We start from the raw sequence: 22,964 nt of genomic DNA on the forward strand, positions 1-22,964 counted from the left end.
CTGGCCCCCCTCCCCCCGAATCCGCCCGGGGCGGAGTACGGACAGGCCGGTCTCACCGGTCTGGGACTGGCCGAGCTGCACCGCGAGGATCCGGAACTCGCGGGCCTGCTCGACGCGGAGGTCCGCGACCAGGACACCACCCTGGCGATGATCGCGTCCGCCAGCATCGCCGCCCCCTCCGTCCTCGCCGCGGGCGGCTCCGCGCTGTCGAACGTCACCGCCGAGGGCTACCCCGGGGCCCGCTACCACCCCGGCGCGGCCAACTTCGACGCAGTCGAACGGCTCGCGGTGCAGCGCGCCAGGGCGCTGTTCAAGGCGGAGTACGCCAACGTCCAGCCGCACTCGTGCTCCTCGGCCAACCTCGCCGTGCTCGCCGCCCTCGTGCCGCCCGGCGGCACCCTCCTCGGCCTCGGCCTGGACGACGGCGGCCACCTCACCCACGGCTCCCCGGCCTCGGTCACCGGACGGCACTACCGGGCCGTGCACTACGGCCTCGGCGCGGACGGCCGGATCGACCACGGACAGGTCGCCGAACTCGCCGCCGAACACCGGCCCACCGTGCTGATCGCGGGTGCCAGCGCCTACCCCCGGACCCTCGACTTCGCCCGCTTCCGGGAGATCGCCGACTCGGTCGGCGCCTATCTCCTGGCCGACATCTCGCACATCGCCGGCCTGGTCGCCGCAGGCGAGCACCCCAGCCCCGTCGACCACGCGCACATCACCACCACCAGCACCTACAAGCAACTCGGCGGACCGCGCGGCGGACTCATCCTCAGCGGCCGGGACCACCGGGCCCCGGGCCCCGACGGGCGCACCCCGCTGGACCGGCTGATGCAGCGGGCCGTCTTCCCGCAGAACCAGGGCACCCCGGCCCCCGCCGCGATCGCCGCCAAGGCCCGCGCGTTCGCGCTCGCCGCCGAGCCCCGCTTCGCCCGCACCGCGCGCCTCACCGTCTCCGGGGCCCGCGCGCTCGCCGCCGAACTGGCGCGCCTGGGGCACCGGGTGCTCACCGGCGGGACCGACAACCACATGGTCCTCGTCGACCTCCGCGACAGCGGGCTCACCGGCGTCATCGCGGAACGCGTCCTGGAGGAGTGCGGAATCCTCGTCAACCGCAACCGCGTCCCGGGCGACACCCGGCCCCCTCTGGTCACCAGCGGCATCCGGCTGGGCTGCAACATCCTCGCCCAGCGCGGCATGGGACCGGAGCACATGCGCGAGTGCGCGGAACTGACGCACACCGTTCTGACCGCCGCCACGCCGCTGGGCGAGACCGAGTACCGCATCGACCCCCACGAGCGCACCCGCCTGCGCGAGCGGGTCCGGGCGCTGTGCGCCCGCCACCCCCTGCCGCACTCGACCGCCCGGGCCGAGGCCCACGGCGTCCTTCGGACAGGAGCGACCCTGTGAGACCCGACATCACCGCCACCACCGCCACCGACGCCCCGGCCGCCTGGCCCGCCGTCCTCGCCCCCGCGGACCGGCCGCGCCAGGCCGGCGTCGCCCCCCGCGCGACCGGCCTGGTCCAGGGCACCCTGACCGGCGTCGCGCCGCCCGAGGGCGGTACGGCCGCCCACGACCTGCTCACGGCCTGCTTCGCGGCGCTGCTCCACCGCCTCACCGGCCAGGAGCCGATCGCCCTCGCCACCCCCGGCGGCATCACCGGGTACACCGTCGGCGCGGACTCCACCGCGGCGGACCTCGCGGCCCGCGCCGCCCCCGTGACGCCCGCCGCCGACCTCGGCACGCCCCTGGCGGCGGTCGCCCACCGCCCCCGGCCGGGGGAGGATCCGCCCCACGAGCTGCACCTCGCCCTGGACCGGCGCGACGGGACCTGGGCCGCCGAACTGCGCTACGACGAGAGACTGTTCACGGCGGACACCGCCCACCGCTTCCTGTCCTGCCTGCGCACTCTGACCGCGAGCGCCCTCCGCGCCCCGCGCACCCCCGTCTCCCGGCTCGCCCTGCTCACCGCCGAACAGACCCACCGCGTCCTGACCGAGTGGAACGACACGGCGGCGGAGCTGCCGTACGGCCCCTGCCTCCACACGGCGTTCGAGGAGCGGGCCGCGTCCGACCCCGGCGCGCCCGCCGTCGTCCACGCCGCGCGCACCTGGACGTACGGAGAGATCGACGCCGGCGCCGACCGGCTCGCCCGCCGGCTCCGGGAGGGAGGCGTGGGCCCCGGCACCCGGGTCGGGCTGTGCCTGGAGCGCTCCGCCACCCTGCTCGCCGCCGTGCTGGGCATCCTCAAGGCCGGCGGAGCCTATGTGCCCCTCGACCCCGACTACCCCGCCCAGCGGCTGGCCGCGATGCTGGACGGTACCTCCTGCGCCGCCGTGGTCACGGACCGGACCGGGGCCGCCGCGCTGCCCGCCCCGCCCCCCGGCGTCGAACGGCCGGTCGTCGCCGTCGACGGACTCCTCGACGGGCTCCTCGACGGTGCCGCGCCGGACCTCGCGGCACGGCCGGGGACCGACCCCGTCCGGACCGCGGGCCCGGACGACCTGTGCTACGTCATCCACACCTCCGGCTCGACGGGACTCCCCAAACCCATCGCCCTGCGCCACCGAGGAGTGGTGAACAATCTGGCGGACCTCAACTCCCGCTTCGCCGTCAGCCCCTCGGACCGCGTCCTCGCCCTGTCCTCCCCGAGCTTCGACATGTCGGTCTACGAATTCCTCGGCATCACCTCGGCCGGCGGAACCGTCGTGGTGCCCGAGACGGACCGCGCCAAGGACGTGGCGCACTGGGCGCACCTCTTCGCACAGCACGAGGTCACCGTCTGGAACTCCGCCCCCGCCCTGCTGGAACTGCTCACGGAACACCTGGAGCGCACCGGCGGCACGCACCTGGACCGGCTGCGGCTGGTCATGCTCGGCGGCGACTGGGTCCCGGTCTCCCTGCCCGGACGGGTGCGGGCACTCGCCCCCCAGGCCCGCTTCATCGCCCTCGGCGGGGCCACCGAGGCCTCGATCCACTCCACGATCCACGAAGTCGTGGAGACCGACCCCGTCCGGACGAGCGTCCCCTACGGCCGGCCCATGGCCAACCAGCGCGTCTACGTCCTGGACGAGGCGCTCCAGCCGGTCCCGCCCGGCGTCGTCGGCGAACTCCATCTGGCCGGCACCGGCCTGGCCCGCGGCTATCTGGAACGCCCCGACCTCACCGCGGAACGCTTCCTGGACTGGTCGTACGGCGAGGTGCGCGACCGCGTCTACCGGACCGGGGACCTCGCCCGCTGGCGTCCGGACGGCGTTCTGGAACTCCTCGGCCGCAAGGACTTCCAGGTCAAGCTGAACGGCCTGCGCGTCGAGCTGGGGGAGGTGGAAGCCGTGCTGCGCGCCCACCCCGAGGTGAAGGACGCCGTCGTCACCTCCTGGGAGGACCCCTCGGGGGCCCGCCGGCTGGCCGCCCACGCCGTCCCCCTCCCCGGCCGGGGACCACGCCCCGAGGCGCTGCGCGCGCACCTGGCCAGAACACTGCCCTCCTTCATGGTTCCGGCGGCCGTCCTCGTCCTGGACGAGCTGCCCCTCAGCGCCAACGGCAAGCTCGACCGCAAGGCCCTCGCCGCCCCGCCCCCCGGACCGGACGCTTCCGAGTCCGGCCCGGCGGGCGTCGAGGCCCCGGTCGGCGACTGGGAGGAGCACATCGCGGCGGTCTGGCAGGACGTCCTGGGCACCGGCCCGGTCGGCCGCGACGCCGACTTCTTCGCGCTCGGCGGCGACTCCATGTCCGCGCTGCGCTGCCTGGCCCGCATCGACGACGGCCTGCGCTGGCCCGAGCTGTTCCGCCACCCCACGGTCCGCCGGCTCGCCGCCCACCTCTCCGCCGCCGGCCGCACACCGCGGAACCGCGGGCCTCTCGGCCGGTCACGCTGAACGCGGGCAGGGAGCCGGGAACCCGGGGCCGGGACGTACTCCCGCGGGCTGCTGCGCCTATGCTCCGGGCATGTCCAGCAACCCCATACCCGAACTGGTGATCGCATCCGGCGGCACCAGGGCCCGCTTCGACGGTCTGCGCCTCTCCGTGGAGCGCGACCGCACGCTCTGGAACATCCCGGTGGAGGCGATCCGCTCGGCGGAGCTGGGCGACGGCAGCACGGTACGCGTCGAGCTGAGCGGGGACGCGTCCGGCGCGCGGCCCGGACCGGGTGTGCCCCTCTCCCTGCCGGCCGCCAATGTGATCGCCGCCAAGAGGTTCCGCGACCGGCTGCTGGACGTGCTGGCCACCGTCGAGCCCGCCGAGGACGGCCACTCCCTGGTGGTGGGGGAGAGCCTGCCCAGATTCCGGCACCGCTTCCTGACGGCCGAGTACCGGCGGAAACGGATCGCCGCCGGTGTGCTCCTGCTCTGGCTCGTGATCATTGTGTCCATCGCCGGCCCCGGAGCCCTGGCCTTCGTCTCCTGGCTGACGCCGACAGGCGTGTTCATGACCGGCGTCGCGGTGAACCTCCGTATCCGGCCGATGCTGACCCTTCGCCGCCGGGGTGTCACCGTCACGGGCCGGGTCGTCGGCTCGCGCTCGGCCGGTTCCAAGGGCAGCGTCCAGCGCTACCCGCTGCTGACCTTCACCGCACTGGACGGAACGGTCCACGAACGGGTCAGATCCGTGGTGTCGGTCTGGGCGACCCCCTCGGAAGAGCCCATGGACGTCACCTACGACCCGGAGAACCCCGCTCTGGCCACCCGGCCGAAGACCCTCAGCCACTCTTTCAACACCGTGGTGATGATGACCGCGGGCGTCCTGCTCACCGCCCTCGGCCTCTTCGTCCTGTTCCTCCTGGCCACCTCCTGACCCGGCATCGGCCCTCAAGGGCATGGGGAGGGCCGACCGGGCGGACACGACTCGTTGTAAAATAGAAAAACTGCCCTTGACCTGCAAAAACGCAGGCAGGGAGCCTAGATCCAGGAGTACCGCCGTGCTGCGCACCATGTTCAAGTCCAAGACCTTGCGTCTGGACATTTGTGCAGGTCAGAGCGATGCTTCCCGAGTCCAGGTCAGCAAATGGTCAGCATGGGACCCGATCGCGTCCCGCTGATGCCGGCCTCAGGGCGTACCGCGGGAGGTTGACCGGATGGCCTCCCGGCCGTACAGGGAGGGTCCCTTCGTGGTCCGACAGCTTGCCCGTGGCATGGGCACCTTCTTCAAGACCTGCAACTGCACCAAGCCGACACGTTGCCCGCACCACTACTCGATCCGCTACCGGAATGCCCTCGGCAAGCAGAGCGAGGAAGGCGGGTACAGCACCCAGGACGACGCCAAGGAGCGCCTGACGGCGCTCTACATGGAGAGAAAGAAGACAGCCCCCACCGTCGCTGAGGCGCGTCGCGAACTGGGACAGAAGACGGTCAAGGAGTACGCGGAGGAATGGTTGCCGCGCCAGCGGAAGATGACTGGCTACTCGACGGCCCAGCATGTGGGGAGCTACTTCAAGGTCCACATAAATCCAGCCCTGGGATCCCGAAAACTGATCTCGGTCACGCCTGCTGTGGTCGAACGATTCCTTGACGATCTTGAATTGAATGAAGTGGGTCACGGTCATCAGGTGAATATCTACCGCGCATTGAAGACCCTCCTTCGTGACGCATACAGCAAGGGGGCCATGGCCGATGACCCCGTCAAGGGCGTACAGGACCCGGAGTACGTCCGCAAAGTAGTCGCCATCCCAACGCTGGAATACATAACCAAGGCTCTGTCCGTGGCGGATGCAGATCTTGCCTTGGAAGTTGCTCTGATGGCCGGGTGCGGCCTTCGGAACGGTGAAGCTCGGGCGATCAACCTGAACAACATCGTGGCCGACGACGTCTATCGCGTTCACGAGCAGATTCACTCGAACCTGAATCGACCGGCCAAGCTGAAGCACCGAAAGACTGGGGAGTTCCGGGAAGTTCCACTCCCGCGAACTGTGCGCGAGGCGATTGAGCGCTTCGAGAGAGAGCGCGGTGCGACGAGTGACGGGTATTTGCTCACCGGGCCGAGCGGGTTCTACACGGAGCCGATGGAGCGCCGTCGGGTGCAGAAGCTCTTCAAAAACCTGCCGCCGAGCCCCGGTGTCGGAATGTATGGTTTCCGGCACTTCTTCGCATCCAACTCATTGAGCAACGGAATACCGATCACTGACGTGGCGGAGTGGATGGGCCATAAGTCCATTGAAGAGACCTATCGAACCTACCGCCACCTGATGCCCGGCAGCATCACGAAGGCAGCGCGCATTCTCGACGCCGGCCTCTGGGAGGCCGCTTGAGCCTGAAGCGTTGATGCCAGCAGGTTCTTCGTCTGCTGGTGCCATACCAGCTGCGATGCGCTGACCAGCGGGAATGCGCGATCTGGCTGGTTTCGAACCAGTGTTGGCCCGGTAATGGTCCGGATCTTGATCGCCTGGTTGGCCAATGGCTGTGTGACCGCCTGCTTCAGCTGTTGGTGGTCCGGCCGGGGCTCAGCCCCCGGTCGCCGGCGACCCCGGATGTAGCCGCCACCGGCGAGGTGCCAGCGCGGGGGTGTACGAGAACAGCTGGGCAGTGCCGGGCGATTTCGCGCGAGCACGGGAGAGCCTGGACTGAGCAGAGGCTCTGGGGAACACCCCCGCCTGCGCGGGGACCACGGATTTTCACGCCGTGAAAATCCAGAGGCAGGGGGAACACCCCCGCCTGCGCGGGGACCACCAGATGGACGAGCTGGCCGGGACCGAGCTGAAAGGAACACCCCCGCCTGCGCGGGGACCACCCTGTAGCGCAGGTGGCGGAGGACGACGCTGAGGGAACACCCCCGCCTGCGCGGGGACCACTCGTGCAGCTCGTCCACCAGACCCGCGTGCAGGGGAACACCCCCGCCTGCGCGGGGACCACCGCACCTCGCCAGCGGTGACCGCGACCGCGGAGGGAACACCCCTGCCTGCGCGGGGACCACGCCGGCCGGGAGCTGCGGGGGTTCGCCGTCCAGGGAACACCCCCGCCTGCGCGGGGACCACCTGGTGTACCAGTGATGGGTGACGTCGGTCCCGGGAACACCCCCGCCTGCGCGGGGACCACGAAGCCAGCGGTCCTCTACCTGGGAGAACCAGGGGAACACCCCCGCCTGCGCGGGGACCACAAGACCGCACACGCACATCGCCGGGCCCGGGCGGGAACACCCCCGCCTGCGCGGGGACCACCTGCGTCGGCTGCTGCTGCGAGGCGGCGGCGTGGGAACACCCCCGCCTGCGCGGGGACCACCACGCCAGGGGAACGGGCTCCAGCACGAGGACGGGAACACCCCCGCCTGCGCGGGGACCACGGGTTCCTCGTTCGGCGGTGCTGCTGGCCGCAGGGAACACCCCCGCCTGCGCGGGGACCACGACTACAGACTCACCCGGTTCGGGGCCTACCAGGGGAACACCCCCGCCTGCGCGGGGACCACTCCGTCTCCTTGGACAGCGTCCCCTGGAGGCTGGGAACACCCCCGCCTGCGCGGGGACCACTGGACCCAGGAAGGCCGCGAGCTGACCCACCTGGGAACACCCCCGCCTGCGCGGGGACCACACTGATCCGGTCGGGTTGATCTGCTGCGGCAGGGGAACACCCCCGCCTGCGCGGGGACCACGGTCGATGAGGTCGGGGGTGGGGACCCGGCGGCGGGAACACCCCCGCCTGCGCGGGGACCACTTGGCAGCGTGGTCGGCGAGGTCGGCGCGGTGGGGAACACCCCCGCCTGCGCGGGGACCACCTCCTCACGTCGGGTGCATCACAGCCTCGCCGGGGAACACCCCCGCCTGCGCGGGGACCACGCCCCGGACGGTGGAGCGGGGTGGGGTCAGAGGGGAACACCCCCGCCTGCGCGGGGACCACTGAGCAGCCCCGCCGACACTCTCCGCGCTGCCGGGAACACCCCCGCCTGCGCGGGGACCACGCACTCGCAGCCCGACTCGCCGACGTCGCGGAGGGAACACCCCCGCCTGCGCGGGGACCACTCCGGCTCGGGCGGGGCCTTGCGGCCGAGGAAGGGAACACCCCCGCCTGCGCGGGGACCACGGTGCGAAGCCGGGCGACCGCGACTGGGAGATGGGAACACCCCCGCCTGCGCGGGGACCACAAGAGCGAGCGCACGGTGCAGCGGGCTATCGAGGGAACACCCCCGCCTGCGCGGGGACCACGGCCAAGGTCTCCAGGGGCCCGCGGGTTCTGAGGGAACACCCCCGCCTGCGCGGGGACCACCGCCTCGCTGTCGAGCTGCGCGTTCGCGATGCGGGAACACCCCCGCCTGCGCGGGGACCACCACAACCCCCGAAACCCTTTGTGCTGGCGGGAGGGAACACCCCCGCCTGCGCGGGGACCACGCCAGGTTCAGGTCGTCCGCGACCGCGGGCGCGGGAACACCCCCGCCTGCGCGGGGACCACAGGTTCACCGCACCTCGGTCCGGATGGGGCGAGGGAACACCCCCGCCTGCGCGGGGACCACCCCGCTGACGAACGACGAAGCCCCCGACCACCGGGAACACCCCCGCCTGCGCGGGGACCACTGGCCGACCGTGCGCTGCCGGTAGCCGCCCGGGGGAACACCCCCGCCTGCGCGGGGACCACTGGGACCTCAACCGCGATCAGAGGGGCACCATGGGAACACCCCCGCCTGCGCGGGGACCACGGGCGACCCAGCTCTCCTGGCACGCAGGGATCGGGAACACCCCCGCCTGCGCGGGGACCACACTTGCCCACCTGCGGCTTTATGACGCGCAGGGGCTGCTTTTACTTACTTCTACAGATCTCGACATAACGCCCATTTCGTCTCCTTCTGCGTGGATTGCCTCAGGCTCATCTCTACCGTCCACCGAATCTCCGTCGTTTGGCGGCGTTACTCCACCCCGGACGCGGGTTCTGAAGTGTTCGGGTTTCTTCTTGTGGGGCTGTGGGATTTGGGCGTTGGATCAAGGTGAGGCCTTCGTGGTCAACAGGACGCCAGGCGTGGTCGTGTGTGTGGAAGGTGAAGCCCTGCTCGTTGTTGGTCTGGTGGACCAGAAGGGCACGGCCTTGGTCCGCGTATTGGCGAACTTCTGCCCAGAGAGCTTCGCGTACGCGAGCCGATGGGGCACCCACGAAAACGCCGGCGGAGATCTCCAGGAGCCAGCGGGTGAGAAAGCCACGCAGTCCGGAGGGGCAGTTGGCGAGGATGATGACGGTCACCAGATCGACTCGTCCCCGTAGTTGCGGCCGCTTGGGACGTGCGTGTCGCTGTCCGACTGCAAGGTCATCCGGTCCTGTCCCTCTGCCGTTTCGCGAGTACCGTCGTAAGAAAGAAGGTGCTTTATGTCACGCACACACCGGTCGAGCAGTCCCGTTTCGTTGATGCGGTCTCGCAGAGCCCGGCGGGTGCGGGATGCGATGTCTTCCTCGCCCTCGGCCGCGGCGTCGAACGCCGCCGGAATCGCGACGTCTGTCTTGTACAGGTCGGCCACGTCCATGACGAAGGAGCGCTCGTTCCCGGAGTGGACAAAACCCAGAGCGGGTGAGCAGCCCAGTGCGGAGATGACCGCGTGGGCGATTCCGTACATGCACTGCCCGGCAGCTGTGATGCCTTGGTTGGGGGCGTCGCCGGCGGAGAAGTCGTCGCGGTTGTATTCGCGGCGCTTCCAGGGAACACCCGTTCGTGCTGATTCGCGGCGGTAACAGTCTTTGAGGCGGCTGCCCTCCATGCCGAGGAGCTCCTGCCTCGTCTTGCCGGCGGGGTCCTCGTCGGGAAATCGCAGGGAGTACATCGCGCGGGCGACGTTCAGGCGGCTGCGACGGTTTGCCCATGCCATGGCCTGCGCCTCGGCCAGCCCTGAAGAGCGGTTCAGAGCCCTTCCGCCGGCGTAGAAGCGCACTCCGTGCTCGCCCACCCATACCACTGCGGCACCGCACTCTCCGAGGACGAGCATCGCCTGATGGGTGACGCGTGTGCCAGGGCCGAGGAGAAGGGTTCCGATGGTCGCGGACGGGATGTGCCTCACTCCGTCCGCGTCCGTCGCGGTGATGGCGTTGTCCTCACGGTGCACGGTGCACCGTTCCAGGTAGACGAATGACACGCGGTCACCGACTCGGGTGAGTTCACGTGGAGACAGGGCACCCCGGCGGCTGACGGTGCTCACTTTCCCCCCACGGGGGCCAGGGTCATCAGACCGCAGCCGTAGGCCTTTGCCTTGCCCAGACCCTGGGCGAGGGTACGACGGAGCAGAACGGGATCGGTGATCCTCAGCCGGCCGTCGAAGGTGACCCGGGTGAAGCGAACATCCTGCATGGGCTGATTCGCGGGATTACGACGAAACTGGAGTGGGTGATGGTCCCGCACGATCAACTCGTGCTCGTCGCCGTACTCGGTCAGCTGACGGTCAGCCGGCTTCCGGACGACTTCGAAGCCTGCTTGCTCCTGCCGCTTGAGCAGCCACCCCAACTGGTGGCGTGGTCCGACGTGCGCGGCCCGCTTGGTGGGAGCGCCTGCCTTGTCTCCTGGTCTGCGGATGTTGTGGACCGGGTTCGCCGTGAGCCTGAAATTCCAGGTATCTCCCTCGCGGAGGGCATCGAGGAACTCGCCGTAACTGAAGGTGCTCCAGCCCGGTGTCTCCAGCGCGGGCCAGCCGGCCTGCTCGACCAGATGGGTCAGATCGGGGAGGCCCGGACTGACGATGAAGAGCTTCGGCCTGTCCTGGGGATCGTGATCGACACGCCACAGGACGCGTGGTCCCTGGCCCTCTCGGGACGGTAGCTCAGGGAATGCCATGTTCACGGCTCCGTGCATGAGGTGCGGTGAGCCGAGCAGCCGACGGGCCTCAAACCGACCAGTGTTGACGCGGAATTGTGTCAGGTACATCAGCTGGTCCTCGGGGGAGCGGTCCTCACGGGCTTGAGACCGGTCGTTGGTTCGTGGGGTGGTGCCGCGGGTGTGGGGGAGGCTGGGCGGGGTGGGGTGGTGATGTGGCTGGTATGGACGCCGCGCAGTCCATACAGGCGATGCCGCGGATTGAAACTCAACGGGACGTCCCGAATGGAGATGTGCGGATCCTCGCCGACTGGGCTGTCGATCAATATGTCCAGGTCCTTCACCGCGTTCACCCGGCCCCGCCGGCGGCGTACGTACCAGTCCGACGCCTGCCACGGGGTGCTTCGCAGAGCGTCGTCCAGTGAGGCGTTCTCAGGAGGGCCCATGGTGATGGGCTGCGACGGAGGACAGGAACGACGGCCCAGGAAGGGGAGGAACCCGGGCTCCAGCAGCGCGTCGTACAGCTCTTGAACCAGCCTGCTGTCGCCTTCCACGCCTGCCACGAAGATGGCGTCCGCGAGGTAGAACCGCTCAGACAGAGGCATCGCCTTGCCCGAGTCGGCGTGGTGAGCGGTCTGGAAGTCCCGCAGCCGTGAGCCCGGCTGGTCGATTCTCACGCCGTATCGCAACGCTGCCAGGTCTGAGACGTCCGACTCCCGGGTGCGGCCCTGCGCGGCGGCCAGCAGACCCAGCACACCGCTCTTCGTCGGCGCGTTCTCCGTGCTGCGCCGGGTGAAGCGGGCCGAGGAGCCCCATGACTGGAGAGGGCCGGCGAGCCGCAGCAGCAGCACGCTCATGCGCTGGACACCAGGCTCTGTGCGACGGCGTCCTCCACGCCCTTCACCAACTGGGCAAGCGTCACCTCGGCACCGAGATCAGCGAGCGCGTCAGTCTCCGCGCCCACTCGGAAGACCCAACTCCGCGACGGATCCTCCACCCCGTACTGTCGCTCCAGATGGGGGATGTACCGGGCGAGCCGATCGCAGCTCGATTCGAGGAACCCGCCTTCCTTGCCCTGCCTCACCGGTTCCTCGAATGCGCCGACGAAGCTGATGGGCCGGCGTGTGCGGAGCTTGACGATCACGACGGCAGGAAGGGTGTGGTTGCCGAAGGTGTTGATCTTCCCTGTAGGAAGAGAGGTGATGAAGGCTTCGAGGAAGGCGCCCACGGCCCTTTCCGTGGCTTTTGTGGCCGGCTGCTCTTCGTCGCGCAGACTCGGGCCGAGGTTCTTCTGCAGTTCATTGACGTCCACGGCGGCGTAGCGGTAAAGCGTGGCGGAGTTGAAGTCGATGGATCCGATCATCCCCGCACCGGATTCCGCTTCGGTGTTCTTGTCGTCCACTGCGGTGAAGTAGTCCGATTCGATTTCGGACTGGTGGACGCCGATGGCGTGGGCCACCTGCGTCGCCGCGTCCACGTTGAGGTCGGCCGAGTCGGCGACCATGCGCCCGAAGAGTGCGATGTCCACGGAGTGCCGGGTGTCAACGGCCTGGCGAGCCAGCGCCTTGTTCTCACGGACCTTGAAGAAGTCCTTGAGCGCCTGGAGGTCCCCGCCGGGGCCGCCCTTCAGGCCCAGTTCCGCCAAGGCGTCGAGCTGTCGGCTGCTCAGGAACATGAGGTACGAGGACTCCGGCGCCGCCGCCTCTCCGTCGGCTGCTTGTTCCTTCTCCTTGCGCTTGGGCACTTCGAGTTTGGAACCGGTTGCGACCCGCATCATCTCGGCGGCCAGGTCGATCGCGACGCCGCGTTCGAGCGATGGATCCAGTGCTTTGATCCGGGCGGCGAGCGCCTCGGCGACCTTCTTGGTCCGCACACCCAGTTCTGAGGAGGGGAGCAGTTCGTTGAAGGCCTGCCGGGTGGCGCGCTTCCATGCCTGGCTGGAGACGCGGGCTCGCCGCACGCCGCCGTACACGGCGGACTTGGGTGCGCCGGTGTCGTCGCGGTTGAGATTGCTGGGCGGGACGGATTGGAGGATGTGGATGTCGATGATGGTTCGTGCCATCGGAGTTCCATTCGCCTTCGTACGGGGCGCAGTTCTTCACGCTGAACGTGCTGCTGCAATGAGTCTGTGACGGCCTGTTGAGACCGCCAGGCTGGGCCGGCTTGACTCACTCTCCGGAGTCATAGCCGTGGTCGTCGTTCTGAATGCTCCCCTTTGCTTCAGCAGGCGGGAATCGTTTGGCCCGGTGGGCTGAGGAATGAAAGTCGCGGCCCCAGGCGCGGCGGACTTCTGCCCTCTGGCTGTCGTCCTGCCATTGAAGGAGTTGATCGGCGAGCAGCCCATAGTCGAGCGGGACTCGGGCGGCGCGAAGCAGCAGCGTCAGCTCGCGCAGTCGGATGGTGAGGGAGTCAAAGGTGGTGGAGGTGCCGATTCTGGCGAAGCGCTTACGGAGGGTCTCGTTCGGCTCGTCATCGGGTTTGGTATCGGGCCGCGGTGCTTTCTGTTCGACATCTTCCGCGCTCTCCGAATCGCGCTTCTTCAGTGCCAGACCGCGGACCGCTCGACCGAGGCCCCAGCCGGACTCGTGCATGTTGTCGTCGTGCACCGACTGCTGGTGCAGGGCCCACAGGGTGACGGCCAGGTGTACCGCCTTCTCCTCGGCGAGGTCGCGGTCTTCGTCCCTGCTCCGTCCGGGCGTCGCGCTCCGGACGGAGACCAGATCCTCCAGACCGTCGATTCCCCAGCTGTCGGGGGAGTCGTGCACGGGGCGGCCGATGCTGCGGCGCAGTCGTGCGAGTGTCGCCACCGCGGACGGAACGTCCTTGCGGTACTGGGTCTGGAGTCGCTTGACGCAGCGGGTCGTGGCGCGGCCGGGAGCAAGAGCCCCGCGAGCGTACTCGTCTGGTGCAGGCTGCTCGGCAGCGTTCATGGGGCGGCCTCCGTGTCGTCGTCTTCGAAGGGGTGCGCGGGACGCTCTCCGGGTCGTGTGCCGGGCAGGCCCAGCACCTGGTTGAGCCGCCTTCGGAACCAGAGTTCCGCACGTGCGTCGTTGATCCAGCGCTTACCCACCCCGGGTACCTCTACGACTCGTCCCTCGGACGCGGCGAGGCCGGCGGAATCGAGCAATCGCTGACCGAGGTCGATAACCCGGGCCCGGACGGTGACCTGCCAATCCCGTCTTGCCTCCGGCAGGTCCGATGGCGGAGCCAGGTCTGCCAGCCATCTCCGGTAGGGGCCGTCGAGCGCGCCGAATCCGAGATCACGCGCGGAGCCAGCAGCCGACGTGGGATCGGAGCCGACAGCCCTCGCGAGGTTTCCGGCGAGCTGCCCGAGCGCTGTCACGGCGTGCTCCGCATCGTGTGCGGCATCGACTGCCGCAGCTCCGTAGTCCGGATTCTCCTCGTGCAGCAAGACCAGCGGCAGAGTCAGAGAGTCGTCGACCATCTCGTCGACGACGGACTGCTGTGTCCCGTACATCGCACCGATGAGCCGCACCCTGATGAGCCGCCCCTGATCCAGCCCCCCCTCCGTGGTGAGCATGGAGAACCACCGGACCACACCGGAGGGCAGCGAAACGCGCGGTTCATTACCCGGCCCTGTCGATCCGGAGTCCCGGGAAGGCAGAAGACTGCCCATACCGCGCCAGGCCGCACGACTCGGATCGTGCCGGCGCGGCATGTACACCAGTTGACGCCCCTGCTTCTTCTCCTGTGCGGGACTGCGCCGCCAGCCCGACATGGGTTCCATGGTCCAGGGCGCGTAAGGGGCGAGCGGGTCGCCATAGCCGAGGACGACTCCGGTGACCGCCCCTCCATCGATGTGCAGACGGACTCGCCGTGACTGCCAGGTGTAGAGGTCACGCAGCCCGCTCGGCTGACGGCCGACGGGCTCCTCCGGGCCTGCTCCGAGGGGAGGACGCCGCCAGACAGGCAGGTCCGGGGGCCCTGAGCCGTCTCCGAACTTCACAATCCCCTCGTCGAGGGCGATCAGATTCAGCAGCAGCGTCTCGTGGAGATCCCTGCCCTCGGCGAAGATGCCGCCCAGATTCCCGATCGAGCCGACTCCGAGTGGATAGACTTTTCCCGCCTTTGCCCGATCGTCGCCCGCCATACCGGACTTGATGCCTGAGGGGTCGTAGGCATGCGCGTGGACAAGCCATCGGGCGGCCTCCGCATACGAGAGCCGATCCACTCCCGGGCGGCGCATGGCGAAGAACGGCTCTCCGTTGGGGACGTCGGCGACGATCCGGTTGAGTGAGGAGATCTCGCCCTTCTCCGTTTTCAGGTCGCCGACCTGGAAGAAGGGCATTTCCCGGTGCAGCAGATTGAAACGGCCTCGGTGGATTTCGAGATAGGACGGGACCGGAGAGAAGGGGTCGTCCGCCTGCCACAGCTCATCCCAGTCGTCGAGCTCCAGTGGCCCACTGAGGGTGTCGTACAGAATGGCCAGCAACAGCCTGAGCAGGGCGAACTCCTGTGTGGGGACATCCCCCACAAGTCTCCGCACCTCTCTGGCCCGGGTGAAGACATCCCGCAGCGACAGCTCATGAGTGCTTCCGTCGAGGCACTGGACGGGCAGCCAGGGTTGGAGGGTGAGATCAAACGACGGCGGTCCGAGTGGGGTTGACGGAATGAGTGGCCGCACGGCTCTCACCAGATCCGCACCAGTGGGCGCGACGGTAACCCGATCCGCCGTGTCATCCGTCTGCTCATGCTGTTCGTCCTCTCCCGCGCTGCCTGCGGACTCCCGGGGAGCGGGTGCGTCGGCAGACGACACACGCAGCCCATCGATGTTGCTGTACCTGACTTCGAAGCCTGCCAGACGGGTCTGACAATCCTCGTCGAGGACCAGCAGCAGCTCCCCGGCAACCCAGGGACATTCCTTCGCCTGCCAGGCAGGGACGACGAAACGCTCCAGTTCACCGATGGTCCGGTCAATGGTCCACGGTCGGGAGAACTGCCACGGCAACGTGATCGCACTCGCGGCGACAGCCTCTGCCGCTCGGCCGCCTAGAGGAAAGTCCGTGGGCAGCTCCAGAGCACCGCGACCACCATTCAGCCACGGAACGGTGGTGAGCCGGCCATTGCGCAATCGCTGTACGACCAGGACCTCCAGCCCCCCTTCGGAGTCCCGGACCTGCGCTCTCCCCGCCCGGCTGTCATCGGCGTCCCCGGCGTCGGCGCCCAGCCAGCTGTACAACGGCCTCCCGGCCCGTCGAACGGGCCCGAGGAGAAAGGCTTCGGCCTTCTCCCGCTGCTCAGCGAGGTGCCGCGAGTGCTTGACCCGGGCCGTGTCCCTCGCCTCGGCCCATTCCGGGGGGCCCGGCTCGCCGTCACCGTATGCGGCTTGGACGAGGGGGCTGATGTGATCGGGCAGCACAAGGGCGGTGCCGCCCAAGTGGGGTTCCAGAACGGCGAGCGCCCGCAGGAGGGTGTGCTCTCCGTAAATCGAGCATGACCCCCGCACCGGCTCCGGCGGCGCCTTATCCCGCCACTCCACACCGGTCACCAAGCACCGCGCCCGGACGAGACGTGAGGGGCGGCTGCGCGGATGCCGGTGCAGCCGCCCCATCCGCTGGAGCATGAGATCCACTGGTGCCAAGTCGGTGACGAGGAGATCGAAGTCCACATCGAGCGATTGCTCGACGACCTGGCTGGCCACCACGACATGCCGCCCTTTGGGCCGGTCGCTCCCGGGACCGAAGTTCTCTCGCAGCTGCGAGTCCTTGACTGCCCGATCGGCGGCGAGGAAGCGCGAGTGAGTGACCGTCACATGATCACTACCGAATCGCTCCCGCAGCACATCGGCCGCTTCGAGGACCCTGTCGACGGTGTTGCGTACGACGAGCGCGCAACCACCCTCCTCAAGCTCCGACTCCAATCGGTCGGCCAGCAGGGTCAGATCGTCGTCCAGCCGTTCCAGTACGACATCGGTCCGGCGTCCGGAGGCGGCGGCGGGCTGCGCGGTGAGGGCCGAAGCGTTCGGTGCGACGGCGGTGATCAGCGGATACGCGTCGGCCGGGGGACCCTGGGTGAGAGCGGCCCCGGAATAGGCCGCGGCCAGCGCCCGTCTGCGCTCGGCCGGGAGCGTCGCAGAGAGGAGCACGACGGGTACACGATAGGCCGACAGCCACTCCAGTACACGATCCAGATAGCGGCTCATGTAGGCGTCGTACGCGTGAACCTCATCGATGATCACGACCTTCCCGGCAACTGCCAGGTGGCGCAGGGCCAAATGGCGGCTCTTCAACCCGGCGAAGAGAACCTGATCGATCGTCCCCACCGCGAACGAGGCGAGGAGCGACTTCTTCCGGCCCCTCAGCCACTGGTGAGCCTGAAGCCCTGCGGGGCGAGGGCGTGCTGCCCGCTGTACGTGGCCGACTGTGCCGGACCGGTCAGGCTCGATCGCCGCGACCGTACGGTGCCCCTGCCTCAGCAAACCGGCCCAGACATCGTTCAGCGCGGCCTTGGCATGCGCCAGGACGACAGACCTTGGGCCGTCGAGGGGCAGATGATCGAGCCAGTCGAGGAGTCTGGGGAACATGGCGTCACCCGTGGCGCGTGTGGGGAGAGCCACCAGACAGCCGCCGGCGCCGGTCCGGGCCGCCAGGATCTCCGCGGCGGCGAAGGCGGCCTCTGTCTTGCCTTCCCCCATGGGCGCTTCGATCATCAGCAAACCTGCGGCGGGCATCAGGCGCGCCATCCGCACGGCCTCGGCCTGCACCGGCCTGATCTCCGCCTTCTCTGGCACATCGAAACGATCCTTGAACAATCGTGCTGCCGACTGCGTGGGTTCTGCCGGTGCCCAAGGCCCCGGCAGATCGAGCCCTTCCCAAGCGGCCCTCAACCGCCGGGCTTCACCGCCCGGACCCGCGGGCAACCAGGACGAGGGATCGTAGGGAAACAACTCGGCCGAGCTGGCGATCCAGTCGGAGAGGATCACCAATGCCGTCAGTACCACCTGAACGGGCTGCGGCAAGCGGACTGCCTTCCACGCCGCGAACCGATCCGATACTCCCGCCAGCTCGGCACACCCGTCCATCAGCTCGTACTGCACGCCTCGCCATACCTCTTCGCTCGCACCCGGATGCCGAAGAAGCCGAGGACGGAGTCGAAGGTCGTGAATCTGCTGGTGCTCGGGCGGTGTGCCATGGTGCCCACCCGCCACCACCACGAACGCTCCGGAGGTTCGAGAGCTCATCCCATGCCGATCGAACAGCCACTCCTGGAGCAGGAGTTGCCCCGCGAGGCCATGTGGTGCGATCCGGCGGTCGGGTCCGTACTCCTTCACGGACAGCATGCCGAGTCCAACGGCACGCATACGGTCCGCGAGAGCGTCCACCTGACACGCGAACGCGGGGGTCGCTTTACCCGTGTCATGCGTACCGGCGAGGAAGGAGACAAGCAGCCGCGCGTCCGACTCCCCTCCGGGAAGCGCTTTAGCAACCAACGACTTGATGCTCTGGGGCACCCACTCGTCGAAGAGTCTTCCCGCCACAGCGGCGCTGTCCGCCATATGCCTCCACAATGGCAACCACTGATCGGTCTTCCGGTCGTGCTTCGCCCACACCGCCCGGGCGGCTGGAGACAACCGAGCGAAAGGTGCTTCCCCTGTGTGGCGTGTGGACGGCGAAGACGTATGAGACATGAGCGGACTCTCTTCGGGCGCGGGCGCGGGCTCGCGAGAGCGGAAGGACATGGGGAGCGCCCGGTCGACACCACAGGCTGAAGTCTCGCATTTGTCCGGGCTGTTGTGAGCACTCTGTGTCCGGTGCCGAGCAACCGGCACCGGACACAGAGTGCTGTCATGCCGTACGGTGACGCGCTCCCGACCGCACCAGAACAACGATCACCACGACGACAACACCCCAAACCCACGGGGCGAGCGCGGGAGAAACCGCAGGACACGCGGCGAGCAGGGCCATGAGCACCATGTGCCCGGTGCGCGGATTCTCCGAGGGTTGAGACTGCATCTGATCCCTGATATCCATGAGACGTTCCTTGGTGGTTCGCGAACCGATGAGGACGCGCCGGGCCCGGTTCTCTCGTTCCAGCGAGAGGGCACACAACGGGCCCGGCTTTTTTCACGCCCGAGGTCGACGCTCGATCTGGTGAGCACCTGACCGGACACCGGGGACCCTAGTGGAAAACAATCAAGTTGGCGGTGGCACCGAGATCCCGTCTGTTCGGACACTTGTGCCGTTGGATCATCATTAGCTCCAGCAGACAGTCAAAGGCCCCAGTTCAAAGAGCCCGCCGAGCCTGGGGACACGTGGGACTGCCCTTTCCCCGCCATGGCTGGATCAGAAACCCTCGGAAGCCCCGCATGTGTGGGGAAGACGCAGAGAGGCAAAGACCCCAGGGGCCACCCCCGCCTGGGCGGGGACAACAGCTCGGCGCGATGCACTGTACGACAACCTGTAGCGAACCACATCCACGCATGTTCCGTGCGGGTCGTCGAAGACGGGCTCTCGGCCGGGAGCCGAAGTGCTGTACCGGGCAGAGGGGTTACGACTCCGTCTCACGAAGGCCACGTTTGCAGCGTAGACGGAGAGGGAGGCCCGCGTCCTTGAGGAGCGCCTCGCAGAGGAGGAGACGTCTGGGCAGACCTGCGGGCAGGCGTTCGTCGCGGCGGCCATCGCCCCGGCAACGCCGGTTCATACTTGCCCTCGCGGCGGTGCATGCCGCGCAGCCTAGATCGCCACCCTCATGCTCGACGAGGTCGGCCTCGGCAACCGCCGGCTGTCCATCGCCAGATGCGCCACCCACTCGACGATCTCACCTTGCAACTGTTGCTGGACTGGCTGGAGCACCGGCGCAGCCGGTGGCCGGCCACCGCGAACCTCCACCTGCTGATCAACAACCAGGCTGCCAATACGACGAGCCCGGCCAGCAATCACTGGATCAGTTTTCAGATGCGGGGGCAGGACGCAACCCTGGAGAGGCTCCTCTTCGACCGGCAGCTCGAAGAGGCCATGGCCAAAGGCCCTGACCCGCCACCGCGCTGCGGCTCGCCACAGAACTCGCCGCTCGACTCCGCTTCCGCGACCAGACCGCGCGCACGGTCACCGTCACGGTCCGCACGGCCGGGGACGACGGTGCGGCGGTCGGTCCCTCGGGCGCACTCCTGGAGGGCCGGTCCGGGGCGGCCGAGGATCCGCGTCGCCGTGGAGGAGGGGAGGGTGGCGAGCTGTCCGATGGTGGTGACGCCGAGTTGCCGGAGCTGCGCGGCGTGGCAGGAGGGGCCGATGCCCACCGCTGTTTCCAGTCCGTACAGGGCGAGGGACTGGATGCGGATGCGGATGCGGTGTGCGAGGTCGACGGGGCTCACGCCGAACAGTCGCAGCGCGCCGGTCAGCTGTGCGATCGCGGCCGATGGCGGGAGCGCCTGGGCGAGGGGGGTGAACCGTTCGAGGATCTCCATGAGCTCCGCCAGTCCACTGAGCCGGTGGATGCGGATGCGGCAGAGCACCTGTTGTTCTCATGCCGGTCGCCTCCTTGCCGGGGTCAGCCGCCTGGAAGGGCCGCTGTCCGGGGCGGTGATCGTGCGGACAGCGGTGTGTTCCTGCCCGCCGGTGGGGACGGGGGCCTGGGTGGTGAGGGGGTGGGGGGAGCTGGGGGTGGGACTCGCCGTCGTGCGGGGGCAGGCGGGTGTGGACCGTGGGGATGCGGGTGTCGTGCAAGGCGCTCACCCGGCCGATACGGGGCTCGCGTACGCCTTGAGGTTGTGGTGGCTGCTGGCGGGCTGGAGGGCGGAGCTGGGGGAGGGACGGGGCGGGCTCGGTTCCGTGCTCGCGGCAGGCTGCGGCCAGGGCTTCGAGGTCCCAGGTCATCTCGCCGATCACGGTCGCTCGCTCGCCGCGGCGCTGTACCTTGCCCCGCACCAGCAGCAGGCCGCTATGGAGGATGGTGTGCGCGACCTGGTCGCGGGCTCCGCCGAAGAAGGCTGCCCGACGCCACTCGGGGTCGACCCGCACGGGGGCGTCCGAGGTGATGCCACCCCTTGCCCAGGGGTCCGGCACGTATGGGGCGAGGTGTCACCCGTAGCTGTCAACGACTTGTCTAATGAGACTGGCCGCCGGGATTCACCCGATCGTGTCGGGGGTCGGGGCTCACTCCGGTCGACCTCTCAGTGACGTCCATCACATGTATCGCTGTAAATGTTTGGGTCATGTCACACCGAGGCCCGCAAAACGCCATGTCACGCTAGGTGATAGAACGCTTACGCGATTACTTTGCGCTCCTACTGACTTCCTGTCAGTGATTTTCGTTGGGGCGCGTATGCGTGTTCGGCCCTCACGACCGGTTGAGTTGAACACCACCGGCGCACTCGCGCCGCCGCCAGTCCAGCCTCAACGAAGAGGACACATGACCGAGGAAGTTCATGGGGAAGAAGGCCACAGTCCCGTGGCCGAGGCCCCACCACGCCCGATCCCACTCGAGTTCGAGGCGCACTACATCACCCACCAGGAGGCCTACCACGAGTACGCCCTCTTCTACCTCCGCACGAACGACGCGGCCGAACGGGCCGTCCACCGGGTCTTCCTGGAAATCCTTCGGCACTGGGACGCCCTGCTGACCGAAAGCGACCTGCAGCAGCAGACTTGGGCGATCATGCGGCGCACCGTCATAGCCGAGGCCCTGCTCAACTTCCGCAACCAGCTGACCGCGATGGACACCGGCAACGGCCTCTACACCGCGCTCGGCAGCCTCTCCCCCCGCCAGTTCGACGTGATCGTCCTCCGCTACATCGCCAAGTACGACGCCAAGCACATCGGCTGGTACATGGGCATCACCCCCAGCACCGTCGACTACCACTGCCGCAAGGCCCGCGAGCGCCTCTCCCCGATCTGGCACCGCGCGTCGAACAAGGAGATCACGAAGTGAGCTGGGAAAAGCGTCTCGCCGACCCGGACGCCGCCGTGCGCGAACCCCGGCGCGCGTTCGACGTGGCCGCCGGTCTCAGCAGCCTGGCCCGGGAAGCCGGCTACGACGGCTGCTGCGCGCGGCCGGCCCAACCCAGCGCCGACAACCCCGCCCCCGCCCGCCACCAGCTCGACGTCCTCTCACGCTGGACCCTGACCCAGGCCGGGGCGGCATCACACATCGAGGACCTCGCCACCAGCATCGGCGATAACAACGGCCTGGGGAAGAACGCCCTCTTCGACGGATGGACCGACGTCGACATCGACGGAGTCCAGGTGTTCGCCTGCATGCTCTACCTGACCCGCCGCCATCCCGAAAGCGCCCAGTTCTGGTGGAAACTCGCCGCGGGCGCTGGCCACAACGGCGCCGCCTACTGCCTCCACCTCTACCACCTGTCCTGCGGCGAGCTCCGCGAAGCGGACTTCTGGAAACGCCAGCTACAGGCCGCCGACGGCCCCTCCGCGGACTTCCTCAAAGTCCTGCAGTCCTCCGCGGGCCGCAACAGCCAGCAGAGCGAGCCCACCCAGGTACTCACCCGCTGCCTGGCCGAGTTCGAACGGCTCGCCGACCGCCACGACGCCGACGGACTCGTCTGCCGCCCCGACCGCCGGCTCGCCGACCGGCTGCACGACCTCGCCGGACGCCACTGACAACCAACACCCGGCACGGCCGATGCCCCCCAAACCCTCCCGCCGCACCCCCAGCACACCGAGCGGAGCACCCACGTGAAGAACACCAACCAACCACCAGACCCACAGCCCGCCACCACCAGCCGCGCCTGGGCCTGGACACTCCGCCACCGCAGCACCATGGCAGCCAACGCCCTGCGCGGCGCCTGCTACAGCACCGGCGCCGGACTCGTCGGCCTGATCTTCTGGTGGCTCCAACAGCGCCTCTAACCCTGGCCGGCCACGCACCCACCGCGCGGCTGGCCAGCACTCTCCAGGAACGACCACGTCTCGCGGGAGCACACGCTGCCCACCCACTCCCGCAGACGCTCTTCCGGGTGATGATCCGATCGTCTCCACCGGAAGCAGCGGTGCCACTGATATTCCTCAGACCATGATCAAGAATCTGAGGCGTGCCGCCGCGGCCGCCGCATTCGCCCTGCTCCCTCTCATTCTCACCACCCCCTCCCAAGCGGCCCCCGCCGCTCCCGCCGCCCCCCTCGTTCCCCTCGCGGCGGAGACCCTCTCCCTCGCCACCGCCGTCAGCCGGCTTCCCGTCACCACCGAGGACCGCACCGGCTACAACCGCGACTCCTTCCGCCACTGGAACGCCGGCCTCAACCCCACCGACGGCTGCAACACCCGCGCCGAGGTCCTGATCTC

16 protein-coding genes, 1 pseudogene and 1 CRISPR repeat array are annotated in these 22,964 nt (G+C 68.8%); of the genes and pseudogenes, 8 read left to right on the forward strand and 9 right to left on the reverse strand.

What is annotated here, in order from left to right; genetic code table 11:
• From ABD371_RS33675 to ABD371_RS33690, 4 genes are all read left to right on the forward strand, one after another.
• Entirely contained in the window at nucleotides 1-1,410 is a 1,410-nt protein-coding gene (locus ABD371_RS33675) for a serine hydroxymethyltransferase (protein ID WP_425575834.1), read from the forward strand.
• On the forward strand, nucleotides 1,407-3,881 hold the full coding sequence (locus ABD371_RS33680; protein ID WP_344485802.1) for a non-ribosomal peptide synthetase: 2,475 nt from the start codon (nucleotides 1,407-1,409) through the stop codon (nucleotides 3,879-3,881). The genes ABD371_RS33675 and ABD371_RS33680 overlap by 4 nt, the downstream gene beginning before the upstream one ends.
• Before the next feature lie 70 nt (nucleotides 3,882-3,951).
• Nucleotides 3,952-4,797 carry a DUF3592 domain-containing protein gene (locus ABD371_RS33685; protein WP_344485805.1) on the forward strand — a complete coding sequence of 282 codons (846 nt, stop codon included), beginning with the start codon at nucleotides 3,952-3,954 and terminating at the stop codon, nucleotides 4,795-4,797.
• 313 nt (nucleotides 4,798-5,110) lie between these two features.
• On the forward strand, nucleotides 5,111-6,247 hold the full coding sequence (locus ABD371_RS33690) for a tyrosine-type recombinase/integrase (RefSeq protein ID WP_344485808.1): 1,137 nt from the start codon (nucleotides 5,111-5,113) through the stop codon (nucleotides 6,245-6,247).
• Between the two features lie 328 nt (nucleotides 6,248-6,575).
• Nucleotides 6,576-8,680: a CRISPR direct-repeat array (repeat unit 29 nt; unit sequence GGGAACACCCCCGCCTGCGCGGGGACCAC).
• Nucleotides 8,681-8,792: 112 nt separating this feature from the next.
• Here ABD371_RS33690 and cas2e read toward each other — a convergent pair.
• The 9 genes from cas2e to ABD371_RS33735 all read right to left on the reverse strand — a co-directional run bounded on the left by cas2e (nucleotide 8,793) and on the right by ABD371_RS33735 (nucleotide 20,179).
• Nucleotides 8,793-9,155, reverse strand: coding sequence for a type I-E CRISPR-associated endoribonuclease Cas2e (cas2e, locus tag ABD371_RS33695; protein WP_344485810.1), 363 nt, complete (start codon nucleotides 9,153-9,155; stop codon nucleotides 8,793-8,795).
• Nucleotides 9,152-10,099: a type I-E CRISPR-associated endonuclease Cas1e gene (cas1e, locus tag ABD371_RS33700; RefSeq protein ID WP_344485814.1), complete on the reverse strand. Its 948-nt coding sequence runs from the start codon at nucleotides 10,097-10,099 to the stop codon at nucleotides 9,152-9,154. Before cas1e ends, cas2e begins: the two co-directional genes overlap by 4 nt.
• Nucleotides 10,096-10,818, reverse strand: a complete 723-nt coding sequence (cas6e, locus tag ABD371_RS33705) for a type I-E CRISPR-associated protein Cas6/Cse3/CasE (protein WP_344485817.1) — start codon at nucleotides 10,816-10,818, stop codon at nucleotides 10,096-10,098. Before cas6e ends, cas1e begins: the two co-directional genes overlap by 4 nt.
• Nucleotides 10,818-11,564: a type I-E CRISPR-associated protein Cas5/CasD gene (gene cas5e / locus ABD371_RS33710; protein ID WP_344485820.1), complete on the reverse strand. Its 747-nt coding sequence runs from the start codon at nucleotides 11,562-11,564 to the stop codon at nucleotides 10,818-10,820. The genes cas6e and cas5e overlap by 1 nt, the downstream gene beginning before the upstream one ends.
• The gene (cas7e, locus tag ABD371_RS33715) at nucleotides 11,561-12,769 is read right to left on the reverse strand and encodes a type I-E CRISPR-associated protein Cas7/Cse4/CasC (protein ID WP_344485823.1); all 1,209 of its coding nucleotides are present in this window, start codon (nucleotides 12,767-12,769) and stop codon (nucleotides 11,561-11,563) included. The genes cas5e and cas7e overlap by 4 nt, the downstream gene beginning before the upstream one ends.
• A 106-nt stretch (nucleotides 12,770-12,875) precedes the next feature.
• On the reverse strand, nucleotides 12,876-13,637 hold the full coding sequence (casB, locus tag ABD371_RS33720; RefSeq protein WP_344485826.1) for a type I-E CRISPR-associated protein Cse2/CasB: 762 nt from the start codon (nucleotides 13,635-13,637) through the stop codon (nucleotides 12,876-12,878).
• Nucleotides 13,634-18,223 (reverse strand): type I-E CRISPR-associated protein Cse1/CasA, encoded by a 4,590-nt coding sequence (casA, locus tag ABD371_RS33725; protein WP_381735385.1) that lies wholly within the window; start codon nucleotides 18,221-18,223, stop codon nucleotides 13,634-13,636. The genes casB and casA overlap by 4 nt, the downstream gene beginning before the upstream one ends.
• Nucleotides 18,224-18,512: 289 nt before the next feature.
• On the reverse strand, nucleotides 18,513-18,698 hold the full coding sequence (locus tag ABD371_RS33730; protein WP_344485832.1) for a hypothetical protein: 186 nt from the start codon (nucleotides 18,696-18,698) through the stop codon (nucleotides 18,513-18,515).
• Between the two features lie 920 nt (nucleotides 18,699-19,618).
• Nucleotides 19,619-20,179: a hypothetical protein gene (locus ABD371_RS33735; protein ID WP_344485835.1), complete on the reverse strand. Its 561-nt coding sequence runs from the start codon at nucleotides 20,177-20,179 to the stop codon at nucleotides 19,619-19,621.
• Between the two features lie 896 nt (nucleotides 20,180-21,075).
• On the opposite strand from ABD371_RS33735, the gene ABD371_RS33740 reads away from it, so the two are divergent.
• The 4 genes and pseudogenes from ABD371_RS33740 to ABD371_RS33755 form a co-directional block, all read left to right on the forward strand.
• Nucleotides 21,076-21,594: an RNA polymerase sigma factor gene (locus ABD371_RS33740; RefSeq protein WP_344485838.1), complete on the forward strand. Its 519-nt coding sequence runs from the start codon at nucleotides 21,076-21,078 to the stop codon at nucleotides 21,592-21,594.
• Nucleotides 21,591-22,283, forward strand: a complete 693-nt coding sequence (locus ABD371_RS33745) for a hypothetical protein (protein ID WP_344485843.1) — start codon at nucleotides 21,591-21,593, stop codon at nucleotides 22,281-22,283. The genes ABD371_RS33740 and ABD371_RS33745 overlap by 4 nt, the downstream gene beginning before the upstream one ends.
• 75 nt (nucleotides 22,284-22,358) lie before the next feature.
• Nucleotides 22,359-22,532: a hypothetical protein gene (locus ABD371_RS33750; protein WP_344485846.1), complete on the forward strand. Its 174-nt coding sequence runs from the start codon at nucleotides 22,359-22,361 to the stop codon at nucleotides 22,530-22,532.
• A gap of 163 nt (nucleotides 22,533-22,695) precedes the next feature.
• Nucleotides 22,696-22,964: pseudogene (locus tag ABD371_RS33755) on the forward strand (HNH endonuclease); the annotation flags it as partial.

Origin of the sequence: Streptomyces amakusaensis, assembly GCF_039532665.1 — a bacterium.
In the GTDB taxonomy this organism is placed as follows: Bacteria; Actinomycetota; Actinomycetes; order Streptomycetales; family Streptomycetaceae; genus Streptomyces; species Streptomyces amakusaensis.